Source organism: Asticcacaulis sp. AC402 (genome assembly GCF_000495835.1).
Classification (GTDB): Bacteria; Pseudomonadota; Alphaproteobacteria; order Caulobacterales; family Caulobacteraceae; genus Asticcacaulis.
Genome location: NZ_AWGC01000014.1, coordinates 105,464 through 121,166, shown reverse-complemented (window position 1 = coordinate 121,166; position 15,703 = coordinate 105,464). Strand labels below are relative to the sequence as shown.

The 15,703-nt window shown below is 61.9% G+C and carries 13 protein-coding genes; 5 read left to right on the top strand and 8 right to left on the bottom strand.

From position 1 onward, the window contains the following. The first annotated feature begins 94 nt into the window (after positions 1-94). A complete protein-coding gene (locus tag ABAC402_RS29115; RefSeq protein ID WP_023449266.1) occupies positions 95-1,195 on the top strand; it encodes an AAA family ATPase in 1,101 nt (366 codons plus the stop codon). On the opposite strand, the gene ABAC402_RS29110 is transcribed toward ABAC402_RS29115, so the two are convergent. The 5 genes from ABAC402_RS29110 to ABAC402_RS39190 form a co-directional block, all read right to left on the bottom strand. After that, positions 1,192-1,848, bottom strand: coding sequence for a phytanoyl-CoA dioxygenase family protein (locus ABAC402_RS29110; protein WP_023449265.1), 657 nt, complete (start codon positions 1,846-1,848; stop codon positions 1,192-1,194). The two genes, ABAC402_RS29115 and ABAC402_RS29110, sit on opposite strands and share 4 nt — an antisense overlap. A gap of 4 nt (positions 1,849-1,852) precedes the next feature. Beyond that, entirely contained in the window at positions 1,853-3,244 is a 1,392-nt protein-coding gene (fumC, locus tag ABAC402_RS29105) for a class II fumarate hydratase (RefSeq protein WP_031235495.1), read from the bottom strand. Positions 3,245-3,502: 258 nt separating this feature from the next. Next, a complete protein-coding gene (locus tag ABAC402_RS29100) occupies positions 3,503-5,515 on the bottom strand; it encodes a hypothetical protein (RefSeq protein ID WP_023449263.1) in 2,013 nt (670 codons plus the stop codon). A gap of 232 nt (positions 5,516-5,747) precedes the next feature. After that, positions 5,748-7,595, bottom strand: coding sequence for an ABC transporter ATP-binding protein (locus ABAC402_RS29095; protein ID WP_023449262.1), 1,848 nt, complete (start codon positions 7,593-7,595; stop codon positions 5,748-5,750). 292 nt (positions 7,596-7,887) lie between these two features. Further along, the gene (locus ABAC402_RS39190; RefSeq protein WP_023449261.1) at positions 7,888-8,517 is read right to left on the bottom strand and encodes a hypothetical protein; all 630 of its coding nucleotides are present in this window, start codon (positions 8,515-8,517) and stop codon (positions 7,888-7,890) included. A 95-nt stretch (positions 8,518-8,612) separates the two neighbouring features. Here ABAC402_RS39190 and ABAC402_RS29080 point away from each other — a divergent pair, with 95 nt between their 5' ends. The 3 genes from ABAC402_RS29080 to ABAC402_RS29070 all read left to right on the top strand — a co-directional run bounded on the left by ABAC402_RS29080 (position 8,613) and on the right by ABAC402_RS29070 (position 12,089). Continuing rightward, positions 8,613-9,479: a 50S ribosomal protein L11 methyltransferase gene (locus ABAC402_RS29080; protein ID WP_023449260.1), complete on the top strand. Its 867-nt coding sequence runs from the start codon at positions 8,613-8,615 to the stop codon at positions 9,477-9,479. Positions 9,480-9,725: 246 nt separating this feature from the next. Then, on the top strand, positions 9,726-10,172 hold the full coding sequence (locus tag ABAC402_RS29075; protein WP_155847360.1) for a hypothetical protein: 447 nt from the start codon (positions 9,726-9,728) through the stop codon (positions 10,170-10,172). Positions 10,173-10,247: 75 nt separating this feature from the next. After that, complete coding sequence (locus ABAC402_RS29070) at positions 10,248-12,089, top strand: aminopeptidase P family protein (protein WP_031235494.1); 1,842 nt, start codon at positions 10,248-10,250, stop codon at positions 12,087-12,089. Positions 12,090-12,183: 94 nt separating this feature from the next. Here ABAC402_RS29070 and ABAC402_RS29065 read toward each other — a convergent pair whose 3' ends face one another. After that, entirely contained in the window at positions 12,184-12,468 is a 285-nt protein-coding gene (locus ABAC402_RS29065) for a hypothetical protein (RefSeq protein WP_023449257.1), read from the bottom strand. 118 nt (positions 12,469-12,586) lie between these two features. Continuing rightward, complete coding sequence (locus tag ABAC402_RS29060) at positions 12,587-13,006, bottom strand: SDR family oxidoreductase (protein WP_369751396.1); 420 nt, start codon at positions 13,004-13,006, stop codon at positions 12,587-12,589. A 280-nt stretch (positions 13,007-13,286) separates the two neighbouring features. Between ABAC402_RS29060 and ABAC402_RS40185 the strand changes: the two genes are divergently transcribed. Beyond that, positions 13,287-13,451, top strand: a complete 165-nt coding sequence (locus ABAC402_RS40185) for a hypothetical protein (RefSeq protein ID WP_023449254.1) — start codon at positions 13,287-13,289, stop codon at positions 13,449-13,451. Between the two features lie 4 nt (positions 13,452-13,455). Here ABAC402_RS40185 and ligA read toward each other — a convergent pair whose 3' ends face one another. After that, the gene (ligA, locus tag ABAC402_RS29055) at positions 13,456-15,618 is read right to left on the bottom strand and encodes an NAD-dependent DNA ligase LigA (protein WP_031235492.1); all 2,163 of its coding nucleotides are present in this window, start codon (positions 15,616-15,618) and stop codon (positions 13,456-13,458) included. Positions 15,619-15,703 lie beyond the last annotated feature (85 nt).

Below are 15,703 nucleotides of genomic sequence, written 5' to 3'. Positions count from 1 at the left end.
CCGGAATGGTAAAATGACCAATGACGGAAAGGCACGCGCATGTTTCTTTGCCCAGAAAGTTCCGCTAAGCTCGCCCACGCCTTCTGGGGGTCCCATGATCACCACGCTCAGCCTTGCCGGGTATCGCTCCTTGCGAAATGTGTCGCTGGAGCTGGAAGCCCTGAATATCGTTACCGGCCCCAATGGTTCCGGTAAGTCCAGCCTGTATCGCGCGCTGCGCCTGCTGGCCGAGATCGCCCAGGGCGGCGTGGTGCGGCTTCTGGCGCTGGAAGGCGGCGTCGATTCGGCGCTATGGGCCGGGCCCGGAAAAGGCCCTGTCAGCATTCGACTGGGATATGCCACCGATGATTACGGCTATGCCATCGACCTGGGTCTGCCGATCCCCGGTCGGTCCATGTTCAACCTCGATCCGGTCATCAAGACTGAAAGCCTTTGGGTCGGGCAGATACTGCGCCCACGCAATGAACTGGCCCGGCGCGGCGGTCCCATGGTCAAGGTGCGCGACGGCAACCACAATTGGCACGTCGTTCCTACGGATCTGGCACCTTTCGACAGTATGATGACCCATGCCGGCGATCCGCAGAACGCCCGCGAACTCCTGATGCTGCGCGAGTTCATGCGCAACTGGCGCTTTTATGACCACTTCCGCACCGATCGCGACGCGCCTGTACGCCAGCCGCAGATCGCCACACGGACCCCCGTCCTCAGCGGCGCTGGTCACGACCTGGCGGCGGCCATCCAGACCATATATGAAATCGGCTTTCCTGAGGATTTCAACGCCGCGCTGGCTGATGCCTTTCCGGGCGCCAGCGTAGATATCTCCAGCAAGGGCGCCTATTTCGAGCTGTCCATGGCTCAGCCAGGCCTGAACCGGCCTTTGCAGACAGCGGAACTCTCCGACGGCACCCTGCGCTATCTGCTGCTAATTGCGGCTTTGTTGTCACCGCGGCCGCCGCCCCTGATGGTGCTCAACGAGCCCGAGATGAGTCTGCATCCCAGCCTGCTGCCGCCGCTGGGCCGGTTGATCGCCAAAGCATCCCAGCGCTGTCAGATGATCGTCGTATCGCACGCGCCGGAATTGGTGGCCGCCATCGAAGGCGCGGCGCCAGCGCGGAAAATCGCGCTCTTCAAGCACAATGGTGAGACCCGGATCGAAGACAACGAACCGCCACCTTGGGAATGGCCGGACCGTTAGAACCCATGCCACTCCAACCCGCCCGGCAGGCCTTGGGCAGCGAAATCGACCTGCAAGACGCGGCGCCGCGTCCGTGACTCCGAACGATCGGATGCATGCAGAATAAGGGTGGAATAGGCCCAGACGTCACCCGCCTGCGCACGGCAGCTCAGGTTTGGCATGGATCGCGCCAAAGCAGCCACCTCCGCCGCGGGCACGCGACCACGACGGTGAGATCCGAGTGCGACTGTCAGGGGGGCATTGTCGGCGTCACAGTCATCGAGATGCAGGCGCAAGGTGATCATGCCCGCCATCACGGATATCGGTGGTTCGACATGGGGGATGCCATCCTTGACCGACCACGGACCATAGCCCACCGTCTCACAGCGTTCGCGTACGGCGATGGTGCGATCCTGATGCCATGCGACACTCCAGTTGGTTTCGGAGGTCTTGTCGAAAACAACGGCGCGGACCGGAAACGCTCCTGGCCCGATCATCCGCGAAGCCACTTCGGTCAGGGCCGGCAGGACCGCATCGAGGCCACGGGTCAAGCGCACACCAGGACGGCCTTTAAGTTCGGGTTCCAGCCACTCGCACAGCCGCGCGACGGCATCGGAATCGAGAACCGCCGAAAAATGGGCCGCGCCGTCACGTTCGAACGCGGCCAGATCCATCGGCTCAGCCCGGCTTGACCATGTTTTCCGGACGAACAAACTGGTCGAACTCTTCGTTGGTCAGGTAGCCGCCGCCGACGGCTTCTTCGCGCAGGGTGGTGCCGTTCTTATGGGCGGTCTTGGCGATCTTGGCGCAGATATCATAGCCCAGACGGCCATTCAGCGCCGTTACCAGCATCAGCGAGTTTTCCAGCCCGCGCTTGATATTGTCCAGCCGCGGTTCAATGCCGACGACACAGTTGTCCGTAAAAGACACCGCCGCATCGGCCATCAGCCGCACCGACTGCAGGAAGTTGTAGGCCATGACCGGGTTGAACACGTTCAGTTCGAAATGGCCCTGGCTGCCGGCAAAGGTCAGGGCTGCGTGGTTGCCGAAGATCTGGACGCAGACCTGGGTCAGGGCTTCACACTGGGTCGGATTGACCTTGCCCGGCATGATCGAGGAGCCCGGCTCGTTTTCCGGCAGGGCCAGTTCGCCCAGGCCCGAACGCGGGCCGGAGCCTAAGAAACGGATGTCGTTTGCGATCTTGAACAGCGAGGCGGCGACTGTATTGATGGCGCCGTGGCTGAACACCATGGCATCGTGGGCGGCCAGGGCTTCGAACTTGTTCGGCGCTGTGGTGAAGCCCATGCCAGTGATGGCGGCGATGCGTTCGGCCACCCCCTCGGCAAAACCGATCGGCGCGTTGAGACCTGTGCCCACAGCGGTGCCGCCCTGGGCCAGTTGCATCAGCTTGGGCAGGGTCTGCTGGATACGCTCGATGCCGTTGGTCAACTGTTGCGTATAGCCGGAAAACTCCTGGCCGAGCGTCAGCGGCGTGGCGTCCTGGGTATGGGTGCGACCGATCTTGATGATGTCTTTCCACGCCTCGGCCTTGTCGTTCAACGCATTGCGCAGGACCTGAAGCGCCGGCAGCAGGCGGTGGACGATTTCTTCGGCGCAGGCGACGTGCATCGCGGTCGGATAGGTGTCGTTCGACGATTGCGACATGTTGACGTGGTCATTGGGATGGACCGGCTTCTTGGTGCCCATCTCGCCGCCCAGGATCTCGATGGCGCGGTTCGAAATGACCTCGTTGGCGTTCATGTTCGACTGGGTGCCGGAACCGGTCTGCCACACCACCAGTGGGAAGTGGTCATCCAGCTTACCTTCGATCACCTCGTTGGCGGCCTGGACGATGGCGGCAGCAACCTTGGGGTCCAGCTTGCCCAGCGCCAGGTTGGTTTCGGCGGCGGCGCGCTTAACGATACCCAACGCACGCACGATCGGCAGGGGCTGCTTTTCCCAGCCGATCTTGAAGTTGCCGAGCGAACGCTGCGCCTGAGCGCCCCAATACCGGTCGGAAGCGACTTCGATCGGGCCAAAGGTGTCGGTTTCAACGCGGGTTTTGGACATGGAACGGGTCTCCGAAGGGGTTGAGGGGGGCTCGCTGCCGGACGGTCCGGCCTGGACGGCATCGACCGATTCGAATTTTGCCGTTTCGAACTTCGCTCCGGTGCCCGGACGTTTCTTGTCCTTCTTTCCCCAGCCAAACATGGGCCACTCCTCACAACAAATGCCGGGAACTCCTAGAGCCGGACCCGTTAAAGTGCAATGAAAAACCATCCCGAAGACGATCGCCCTTCGCGGCGCAGCGTAAAGGTCACAGGGACACTATTGGCAGGGTATCTCTTGAGCTGGGACGCCCTCGCCGTCATAACGGTGGATGCGGCATTGCGTCGGGTCGTAACCACTAAGGTCCAGGCCCGGGGTCTTGCCAAGAGCGCCCTGCACCACCGGACGGACATCGCCGGCTTGTGGCAGGCTCGACAGCTTGCGCACAAAGACCGCTTTTAGACGTTGGGAAACGGTCGGCCGCTCCGGCTCCAGATTGCCCGCCATCACCAGAAGCGGCCGCCAGGTCCGGGTCGCCGCCTTCTTCGCCTCTGGCGTAGCGTCGACAGGGATTTCGACGGGGTTGGCGCGGCCGAGATTGACCACGAATACATTGACCTGCTTCGGATCGCTGCCGGCGCGCAGTTGCCGCGCCAGGACATGCGCCCGGCTGCGCGCCAGTTCGAACTGTTCTGTCGCATCGCCTTCGGGCGAAGCGGCACCGACCACGACGATGTAGGACTCATGGTCCAGCGGCTTGACCAGCCGGCAGCTGTCGGCTTCCAGAGTGGCGACCGAGTTGTACACCCACACGCCCTGGGGCGTCTGGAAGCCGGCGGCATCGTCGAAGGCCCGGCAGGTCAAGTCTATGGCCCTCAGGGGTCGGGCGACGCTGGGCTCGGACAAGCGCATCAGGGTGTAGATCAGCAATCCCAGCAGGGCCAGCATCACCAGGGCCAGCGCCCGCTGCGCCAGGGTCGGGCCCGGCGGCGCCTGACGGGCGCGTTGGGCAATCTGGCGCTTGATCAGGTACATACGTGCGCTGGTCAGGCCGTAATAGGCGGCTACCGCCTGAAGCAGGAACAGCCCCAGCAGAGTCACCACCGTCCACGGATCGAGCTGGATTTCCTCGGTCAGTTCCGGTGCAAGCAGGTAGTTGTTCAACGTCATCAGCAGGACGGTGACAAACATGCCTATGCCGAGCAGACGGGTAACGCCGTGGATATGGTCGCTTTCCGGCGTATCGGACAGGCTCAGCAGGCCGTCAACGGCCTGGGCGCCGCTCAGCTGGCTGCGCAGGCTGTGAGTTTCACTATCCAACTCTTTGATGCGCGCCTGCAACGGCGCGACGGTGTCGAAACCGGCCTCGATGAACAGATTGGCGATGTCCTGCGTCAAGGCTTCGACCCGAGCTGTGCTGGCCGTGGCCGCCTGATTCAGCTGGGCAACCCCCGCATCCACGGCCGCCAGGGCAGCAGCATAGTGCGGCCGCGCCAGGCCAGCCGTGTCGGCATCCGGCGCGTCCTCGATCTGGCCCGCCTTGAAATCGGTGTGCAGGCGAAGGGTATGGAACTCGCCCGACTGCCGCACCAGCCAGCCGCGCCGGGTGGTCTCGCCGGCCAACTCGGCCTGAACGCTGAGGATCTGGTCGCGCAAACCGCTCAGACGGGTCAGTTCGCGCACCCGGACATCGATATGCTGGTTGACGTGCTTCTGCTGGTCAGAGGTGCTGACTTTGCGGAAGAAGGACATGACTTTGCGAAGAAGTCCCTGCTCGCGGCTGGTTAGCAGCGACCAGACGACAATGCCGGCCGCGACCGCATAGACCGCCATCATCACCGAGCAGAAGATGAGATAGGGCAGCGGCTGGTCTTTGGGCGCGGCAAAGAAGGCGGCATAGTCCTCGCGCACGATGTTGTGGTCGGCGCCCGCGGCAACCTGCTTGAACTCGTTGACGACGAAGGCGGCGAAACTGACCAGGGTGCCCAGCGACATCAGGAAGACGGCCGGTCCACCCAGGCCGCTATCTGTCGCGCGGTCGTCGATCATCTGACTGAACAGCACGATGACCACCGACAAGGCGGCATAGATCAGGATTTGCAGGAACCAGAACGCGGGCCAGGCCGTATCGTTGCCCGCAACCGCGCTGCCGCCCAGGCCGGCGGCCAGATAGGAGATGACGACATAGGCCAGCCCCAACAGGATGGCGCGCGAAAAATCGCCCAACCCTGCCGCCTGCCCTTTGCCAAATGCGGCCGGAGCCTTTTGCTCCGCTGCCTGTGTGGTCGCCATGCCCCTGCGTCTTGCCCCGTTTTGAAAGATTACGAAACATTAACCACGTTGCGACCGCAACGAACGAACGACGGCGACTGCCCGATTATTCGGAACTGTGTCGAATCGGCCACCCGCTAACGGTACACATTTAGAGCGGTATGCGTCTTTATGGAATCAAAACCCCGCTCTAAGTTTTTGTTTTATCGCGCAATTTATCCGAAAAGTGCTGCACACTTTATCGGATTGCGCTCTAGACAATCTCAGCCAGAAAACCTCCCGTCTGGCGCGCCCACAGCCTGGAATAGAGGCCGCCGGCCTGAATCAACTCAGCGTGACTGCCGGTCTCGATAATGCGGCCACCGTCCATGATTACCAGACGATCCATGCGCGCAATCGTGCTGAGGCGGTGGGCGATGGCGATCACCGTCTTGCCGGCCATCAGTTCCAGCAAGCTGTCCTGGATGGCGGCCTCGACCTCGGAATCGAGCGCCGATGTAGCTTCGTCCAGCACAAGGATCGGCGCGTTTTTCAGCAACACCCGGGCGATGGCGATACGCTGACGCTGGCCGCCCGACAGCTTGACGCCGCGCTCGCCGACATGGGCGTCGAGGCCCGCGCGGCCGCGATTATCGCGCAGTTCCGGGATAAAGTCCCACGCGTGGGCGCGGCGGGCGGCCGCGATGATCTCGTCGTCCGAAGCTCCCGGCCGGCCATAGGCGATATTGCTGCGGATCGAGCGGTGCAGCAGTGACGTGTCCTGGGTCACCATGCCGATATGGGCGCGCAAGGAATCCTGGGTTACTTTCGCAATATCCTGGCCGTCGATCAGAATGCGGCCCTGGGTGACGTCGTGCAGTCTGAGGAAAACATTGACCAGGGTTGACTTGCCGGCACCCGAAGGTCCGACCAGTCCGATCTTTTCGCCGGCGGCGACAGTTAGGTTGACGCCGCCGATGGCCGCGCGTTCGGACTCGCCGTAATGGAAATGGACATCCTCGAACCGGATGACGCCTTGGTCGATGGTGAGTTCGATGGCATCGGGTACATCGGTGACCTTGTGCGGTTGGGCGATGGTGACGATGCCGTTCTGGATGGTGCCAATGTTTTCGAACAGGCTGGTCACCTGGAACATGACCCAACCCGACATGTTGAGGATGCGCTGAGTCAAAGCCCCGGCCAGGGCAATGGCGCCGATGGTGATGGCGCCCTCACTCCACAGCCAGATGGCCACCACAGCGGTCGTGATCAACAGGACGATGTTCAGCAGGTTGACGATCACATCCAACTGGGTGATCAGCCGCTGTTGGACCTGCCATTTGACGGTATTGGTCTCCATGGCCTCACGGACATAGGCTTCTTCGCGGGATGGATCGGCAAACAGTTTGACGGTTTGGATGTTGGTGTAGCTGTCGACCAGCCGCCCCACCAGGGCCGAGCGAGCTTCGGAGCCTTCCTCCGATGCCCTGGACAGTTTGGGGACATAGTGCCAACACAGCAGACCATAGGCGGCGCACCAGACCACCAGCGGAATGACCAGGCGAACATCGGCTTCCAGGAACATGTAAAGCGCGCTGGAAAAATAGACGAGGACGTAGAGGAAGGTGTCGCTCAACGTAATCAGGGTGTTGCGTACGGCCGACGCCGTGTCGGCGACCTTGGACGCCACCCGGCCGGCGAAGTCGTTGGCGAAGAAGCTGATCGACTGGCGCACAATATGGCGGTGCGACTGCCAGCGGATCAGGACAGGGAACTGGGTGGTCAGTCCCTGTTGCAGCAACAGGGACTGGATCAGGACCAGGACCGGCCAGGCAACACCGACGGTCAACAGCATGGTGAGGAAGGTTCCGCCGTGCTGCGCCCACAGTTGGCCAGGCTCGGAGGAGGTCAGGATATCGATGATGTCCGCGATGAAGCGAAACACCATGACCTCGGCAAGAGTGGCCAGCAGCCCGACCACCAGCACCGCGGCAAACAGCGGCCAGACCTGGCGCAGATAGCTCCAGACATAGGCCACCAGCCCCGGTGGCGGGGCCAGCTCGTCATGGGGTCGGAACGGATCGATCAGCCGTTCAAAGGAGCGGAAAAGGGTGTTCAGCATTTCTTATACCTCCCCGCCGCAGGTGGGGTGAGCGAAGCCGAAATATATCTCGGCGCGCGAAGGACCATGAGTGAGGCCAACAAAGTGCAGCCTAGCGAAATGGTGGTGGGGCGACTTGCTGTCATAGTAGCAAACTTTGCTGCTGCTGAAAGAAAGTCGCCCCACCACCACGCGTCGCTACGGCCTTTGGCCTTCGCTAGCGCGGTCCCCCTCCCCGCGCAAGCGCAGGGAGGTATAAAAAAGAGGCGGACTTTTACAAGCCCACCTCCGAAATCCTGTCAGGATCGACGCCTTATTGGGCGCCGAACAGGCGGGCCCAGAAGCCAGGCTTCTTCTTGGTGGCCTCTGCCGCCTTGGCGGTGATTTCATGCGCCTTGTCGGCAGCCTTGTCCATCACGTCATCCGCCTTGCGGGCGAGATCCTCGACCACCGGCTTGGCAGCGGCAATGGCCTCGTCAACCTTGTCCTTGGCAGCGTCCAGAGCGGCTTCGACCTTTTCGCCGGCTTCCTTAAGGTGCGGCTCGGCAGCTTCGCGCAGATCGTCGAGCTTGTCGGCGGCGACAGCGGCGGCCTCGTCCAGCTTGGTCCTGGCGCTTTCGAGCACTTCCTCGACCTGCTTGGACGCGGTCTTCTTGGCGGCAGGCGCCTTCCTGACGGCCTTGGGCGCTGGTTCCAGCACCGCTGGCTTGACATCATTGACCAGCGGCGCCTTGTTCGGCGCGGCCTTGGCAGTCGCAGCCTTGGGGGCAGCGGTCCTGGGCGCAACAGCCTTGGCCGCGGTCGCCTTGGGGGCCGATTTCTTCTCGGCCGGAGTGTCGCCCGCCGCCGCCGCAGGGGCCTTGCGCGCGATCGTCTTTTTCACGCCGGCATCGGCCGGAATTTCACTGTCGCCAGTTGTCTTTTTTGTGCTAGCTCTCGCCATCTTGTGTCCTTAAGTGCCAAACCGTCCGAATCTCGCACGTTCTTTGGGAAATTAGCCGAGTTCGGACGTTGAATCAAATCCTACCGCAGAGCAGCATGCCCTATAATCCTCAACAAATCGTGGCCCGCGGCCCGCGCACCGTCGCCGAAGCCGCAGCCGATGCCCTGGATGCCGATATCGAGTTAGAAGGCATGACCTATTCGATCCTGGAAGAGGACGAAGATCATGACGTCTGGCGCATCGATGCCTTCCCGACGGAGGAAGACGAAGACCAGAGAATTCAACGTATTCTGACGGATTTTCCGGACCTGGTCGTCACCGCCGAACAGTTGGCCGATGCCGACTGGTTGGCCATGGCGCTGTCGGGCCTGCCGCCGGTGCGCGCCGGCCGCTTCTTTGTCTATGGCATTCACGATCACGGCCGCGCCCCGGTCAATGCCGTTAATTTGCGCATCGAAGCCGGCGCCGCCTTCGGCACCGGCCACCACGGAACCACCGTTGGCTGCCTGATCGCCTATAATGACCTGCTCAAAAAATCGCGATTCGCCCGCGTGCTCGATGTCGGCGCCGGCACCGGCGTGTTGGCCATCGCCGCTGCCAAGACCGGAACCGCCGTTGCTGTCGGTACCGATATCGACCCGATCAGCGTGCGCATCTCCAACGAGAATGCCAGGTTAAACCAGTCGACAGCGCGCTTTGTCTACGCCAACGGGTTGAACCACCGCAAGGTGCGTCAATCCGGACCGTATGATCTGGTCTTCGCCAACATCCTGGCACGCCCCCTGGTCGGCCTGTCGATGGATATCCGCGGTGCGCTAAAATCGCAGGGCCTGGTTATCCTGTCGGGCCTGCTGCGTACCCAGGAACGCTTCGTCAAGGCGGCCTATCTCAGCCACGGTTTCAAGGTTGTGCGCCGCATCCACCGCGACGCCTGGTGCACCCTGGTCATGCAGCGTAACTGACGGATCGTCTTTTCCAGCGCCCCTGACCGCTGCGATCTAAAACCGCAGCATGACGCCGTGCGTGGCGCGCGAGCCACAGCCATCGTCTTCCCGCCACGGGTGCTTGCGAATGTGGCTTTGAATTCATAGAGTAATATGTATTAAATAAACCAAATATAAAAAATCTCAGGGAGCCCTTTCATGCCCATTTGCAACCGCCGTTTGTTCACGGGCGCTATCGCTGCCCTTGCATTTTCTGGAGCCGCCATGGCGCAGGATTCCGCCCCGACTGCGCCCCAGCCGATGGTCATTTATGACGACGTTCTGGGCGCCGGCTGGAGCAACTGGAGTTGGGCCAAGACGACGCTTTCGACTGATATCGGCGCCGACGTCAAACCGATCTCAATGCAAAGCGAGCCCTGGCAGGCCCTGTATCTTCAGCACGCACCGTTTTCGACGGCTGGCTATTCCAAGATGACCTTCTATGTGAACGGTGGGGCTGCCGGCGGCCAGAACATTTCCGTCAAAGCACTGATTGGCGACAAGCCGGTCGATCCCGGCTACACCATCCGTCTCAACGCCAATACCTGGAATGTCGTGGAAATCCCCCTCGCCGACCTCGGTGCGGCCAACCAGACCGTCAACGGCTTCTGGTGGCAGGCTCAGAACCAGCCCGTCGGCACCTGGTACATCACGGTTATCCAACTCGAGTAGCAAAATTGCGGCGGCGGATTTGAAGTCGCCACATTGGCCGTCTATAGTCGCTGGCGTAACCAGACAGGTGACTCGATGACTCCCGATACACTTTCCGCCCCGACCGCTTTCCAGCAGTTCGACGTCACCACGCACCCCTCCCAGGGCGTCACCCATGTCGCAGCGCTGCGCTCAGAAATGCGCCGGCTGGAGCTGGACGGATTTATCGTGCCGCATGAGGACGAACATCAGAACGAATACCTGCCCGACGCCAATGAGCGTCTGGCCTGGGTGTCGGGTTTCACGGGATCGGCCGGCGCCGCCATCGTTTTTCAAGACAAGGCTGTCCTCTATGCCGACGGCCGCTATACCTTGCAATCGCGCGAACAGACAGACCAAAGCGTTTGGGAGGTCAAGGACTTCCACGGCACCTCCCTGGCCGACGAAATCACCGCCACCTCGTCCGGGGCGGTCATCGGCTATGATGCCGCCCTGATCAGCCCGACCAGCCTGAACGCTCTGCTTACGGCTGCCGCCAGCGCGGGCGTCACCCTGAAATCTCTGTCGCCCAATCCGCTGGATGTCGCCTGGGGTGCGGCCCGTCCGTCGCAACCGGCGGCGCCAATCGTGCCCCAGCCGCTGGAATTTGCCGGCATCGCCTCGGCCGACAAGCGTGGCCAGATCGCGCGCAACCTGAAAGCCAACGGCCAGGCGGCCGCCCTGATTACGGCACCATCGTCCCTGGCCTGGTTGTTCAACATCCGCGGCGGCGATGTCATCCGTTCGCCCCTGCCCCTCGGCCAGGCCGTGCTGAAAGATGACGGCTCAGCCGAACTGTTTATTGAGCCCGCAAAGATCACTAACGGCTTGCTGGAATGGCTTGGCAACGAGGTCAGCGTCCGCACACCCGGCGAAGTCGCCGCCGCACTCGGCGCCCTGTCCGGCCGTAGCGTGCTGATCGACGCCAACCTGTCGTCGGCCTACTGGCTGGAGGCGTTGCAATCGGCCGGCGCCAAACCTTTCCTGGCCGATGATCCCTGTATGCTGCCCAAGGCCTGCAAGAACCGAACCGAGATCGCCGGGACAAAGGCCGCACACATCCGCGACGGCGCTGTCCTGACCGAGTTCCTGCACTGGGTAGCGACCGAAGCGCAAGAGACCCTGCCAACCGAGATTGAAGTGGCCAAAAAGCTGGAAGCCATGCGTGTCGCAGCCGGTGGACTAAAGGATCTGTCCTTTGACACCATTTCCGGTTTCGGGCCGCACGGCGCCCTGCCCCACTATCGCGTTACCACCGCGTCGGACCTGCGCATCGCGCCCGGTAACCTGCTGCTGGTCGATTCCGGCGGGCAGTATGCCGACGGCACCACCGACGTTACGCGCACCATGGCGATCGGCACGCCCACAGCCGAGCACAGACGCATGTTTACCCTGGTGCTGAAGGGCCATATCGCCCTGGCGACAGCCAGGTTCCCGGCCGGCACCACCGGCACGCATCTGGATATCCTGGCACGGCAATATCTGTGGGCGGAAGGCTTCGATTACGACCATGGCACCGGCCACGGCGTCGGCGTCTATCTCGGGGTCCACGAAGGCCCCCAGCGGATCGCCAAGGCGCTGAACCGCTACGCCCTGCAAACCGGGATGATCGTTTCAAACGAGCCCGGCTTTTACAAGGAAGGCGATTTCGGCATCCGCATCGAGAACCTGCAATATGTCACCGAAGCCGTCATCCCCAAAGGCGGCGAACGCGCCATGCACGGTTTCGCCAACCTGACCTGGGCACCGATCGACCGCAGCCTGATCATGGTCGAGATGTTGAGCCCCGCCGAGCGGCAATACATGGACGATTACCACGCCGAAGTCACCCGGTTGGTCGGGCCGATGGTGAAACCCGACGTCCGGGCCTGGCTGGACGAGGTCTGCGCGCCGCTTTAGAGCGCAATCCGATAAAGTGGACACCACTTTTCGGAAAAATTGCGCGACAAAACAAAACCTTAGAGCGGGGTTTTGATTCCATCAAAACCCCGCTCTAGCCCCGTCCGAAAAACGGCATAGCGCCGGCCATGACCGTGACAAAAGGAATATTGGCTTCCGGTGGCAGACTGGCGATGTAGACTACCAGCTTCGCCACCTCATCGGACGACATCCGCGGTTCCGGCCGCAATTGCCCGTCGGCCTGAATCGCGCCAGTGACCCTATGGCCCGACATGTCGTTAACAGCATTGCCGACATCGATCTGCGAACAGGTGACGCCGAACGTCCGGCCATCCGTCAGCAATGACCGGGTCAGGCCGGTGATGGCGTGTTTCGACACGCTGTAATACCAACCCGCGAAAATCTTGACTCATCGTGGGTTGGCAAGCGCGACTGCGCGCCCGAGCTTTTGCGAGGAGCCATGCGGCGCTTGAGCTGAAAAAAACGAATGCCAAGCGTCATTCTTTATGAGGCTTGGTGTAAGCAGCCGTCAGCGGACGCGGCATGTGGGCAGACTGCGAGCCGGCATTGATGATCCGACCGCTGCGCGGGTTCTGCGCCTTCATTATGCGCATGGCCTGACCGGCGCACAGCATGGCGCCAAGGATATTGATATCCAGTGTCGTGCGCAGTTCGTCCCATGGCAGGTCTTCCAGCGGCAGAAAGGGCGAATTGTAGCCGGCATTGTTGAACAGCAGATCAAGCCGACCGTACTCAGTCACCGTCTTGTCGAACAGAGCCGTCACGGCCTGCGGATCGGTGATATCGGTCGGCATGGTCAGCATGTTGGCGCCAAGCTTTGCGGTCTCATCGAGGGCATCGGCGCGGCGGCCCGCCAGCCCCATCGCAAATCCGGCCTGATACCAACCCGCGAAAATCTTGACTCATCGTGGGTTGGCAAGCGCGCCAGAGAACGTTCTTTGGGCGCCCGAGCTTTTGCGAGGAGCCATGCGGCGCTTGAGCTGAAAAAATGCGAATACCAAGCGTCATTCTTTATGAGGCTTGGTATGAGAGAGGTGAAGCGCGGCGGCGCGGCCGATACCGCTGTCGGCGCCGGTAACGAGGGCGATCTTGGTCATGGCGCACATGAACCCGTCACGTTGCTGTGGTCAAGGGTGGCAAATTGTGCCAAGTTCGCACAGAGTAAGAGGATGCCCTATGCGCAAGATACTGATCGTCACCGCCGCCCTGCTAATGTGCGCGTCCCTGAGCGGTTGCATTACCCGCGGCTGCGACAACAAGCCGGTCAAGACCTGCGACAGCCAAAAAGCGCCCATGGGTTACGAAACGGCTGTCCAAAGCCTCAAAGCTCTGATTTCGTAACACCTTATCCTCCAATCAGCGCCAGCCACTCGTCTTCGGTGAGCACTTGAATTCCCAGTTCCGCCGCTGTCTTGAGCTTCGACCCGGCGCCCGGGCCAGCCACGACGATATCGGTCTTTTTTGACACCGAACCTGACACCTTGGCGCCCAGCCGTTCCGCCTGGGCCTTGGCCTCGTCGCGGGTCAGCTTTTCCAGCGTGCCCGTGAACACCACCGTCTTGCCCGACACCGGCGAGGTCGACGCCACGGCCTCGGCGTCCTGCACCCGCACCTGCTCGATAAAGCGCTCATAGATGCCGCGCTGATACGGGTGGGCGAAATAGCTGGTCACCGAGCGAGCAATGACCGGCCCGACCTGATTCAGGTCTTTGACCGCGTTGAAAGCTTCCTCGTCACCAGCCGCGGCCTTGACCAGGGTGTCATGAAAGACCCGCTCGCTGACAAAGGCGCGCGCCAGCAGCTTTGCCGTCGTGTCGCCGACGTGCTTTATGCCCAGGGCCGCAATAAACCGCTCCAGTGGCAGATCACGCCGGATGTCAATGGCAGCGAACAGCTTATCCAGCTCGGTAAAGGCGCGGTCGGTGTCGGCCAGTTGCTTCTTGACCGCCTGGCCGCTCTTTTCCTGGCGGGCGGTCGACTGGCGCTTGCGCTCCTCCAGAACGATCACCTTGGCTTCCTCGGCCTTTTCATGCAGACGATAGATGTCGGCTGGTTCGCCTAAGATACCGCCGCGGTTGAAGATCTCAATATAGGTCTCGCCCAGACCTTCGATATCCAGCACCCGGCGCGAGACAACATATTTCAAATACTCGGTCCGCTGATGCGGGCAGGCCTGGTCGCCGCTGCATTTGCGCGCTACGCCCTCGGTGCCCGCTGCGTTCTGCTCGCGCACGACCTCGGTCTTCAGCGGACAGGGACAAACCGTCGGGAATACGTAGGGCTCGGCCGTATCCGGCCGTTCGTCGGGTTCTATCCCCACGATCTGGGGAATGACATCCCCGGCGCGCTGGACGCGGACCATGTCGCCGATACGGATGTCCTTGCGCTCGATCTCGTCGGCATTGTGCAGGGTGACATTGGTGACCACGACCCCGCCAACATTGACTGGCTGCAGCCGCGCCACCGGCGTCAGCGTCCCCATTCGGCCGATCTGGATGTCGATGGCCGCCAAACGCGTCAGGGCCTGTTGCGCCGGAAACTTGTGGGCAATCGCCCAGCGCGGCGACCGCGACACAAAGCCCAGCCGGCGCTGCCAGTCCAGGCGATCGACCTTGTAGACCACGCCGTCGATGTCGTAGCCCAAGCCAGAACGCTCGCGGCCAATACGGTTATAGACCTCCAGCAGACCGGCCGCGCCATCGACCTGGGCCGACTGCGGATTGACCTGCAAACCCCATTCACGGAACTTCGCCAGAGCCTCGGTCTGAGTGGCGACAAAACCGTCATCGCTCACCTCTCCCCCAAAGACTTCTCCCCAAGTGTAGGCAAAGAAGCACAGCGGCCGCGCGGCGGTCACCGCCGCATCCAACTGGCGCAACGAACCCGAGGCGAAGTTGCGCGGATTGGCGTAGGTGCGACCGCCTTCGGCCTGGGCCTTGGCGTTCATGTCGGCAAAGGCCTGCAAAGGCACATAGATTTCGCCGCGGATTTCAATCCGTTCGGGATGGCCGGTGCCGTTTAAGCGGTGCGGAATATCGGCGATAGTTCGAATGTTCTCGGTGACGTCTTCGCCGGTACGGCCGTCGCCGCGTGTCGCCCCGCGCACCAGTTCGCCCTTGACGTATAGCAGGCTGCACGACAGGCCGTCGATCTTGGGCTCGGCGGCAAAGACCACCGGCTCTTCGGCCGGCAGTTTCAGGAAACGGCGGATACGGTCCTCGAAATCAGTGACGTCTTCGTCAGCAAAAGCGTTGTCGAGCGACAGCATCGGCACGCCGTGGACCACGGGCGAGAATTTTTCCAAGATCACCGCCCCTACAGTCTGTGTCGGCGACTCGGCAGTCTTGAGCTCGGGAAACCGCACTTCCAGGTCGCGCAGTTGCTTTTCCAGCGCGTCATAGTCGGCGTCGGTCAGCTCCGGCGTTTCTTCGCGGTAGTAGAGGTTGCGATGATACTGAACCTGCACCGCCAGTTCGGTATGCAGGGCGCGAGCGTCGTCGAGAGTCATGTGAAGAACCACGGATAGACACGGATGAACACGGATGAACACGGATGTATAGGACGCACGATCCATCCGTGTCCATCCGAGGTTC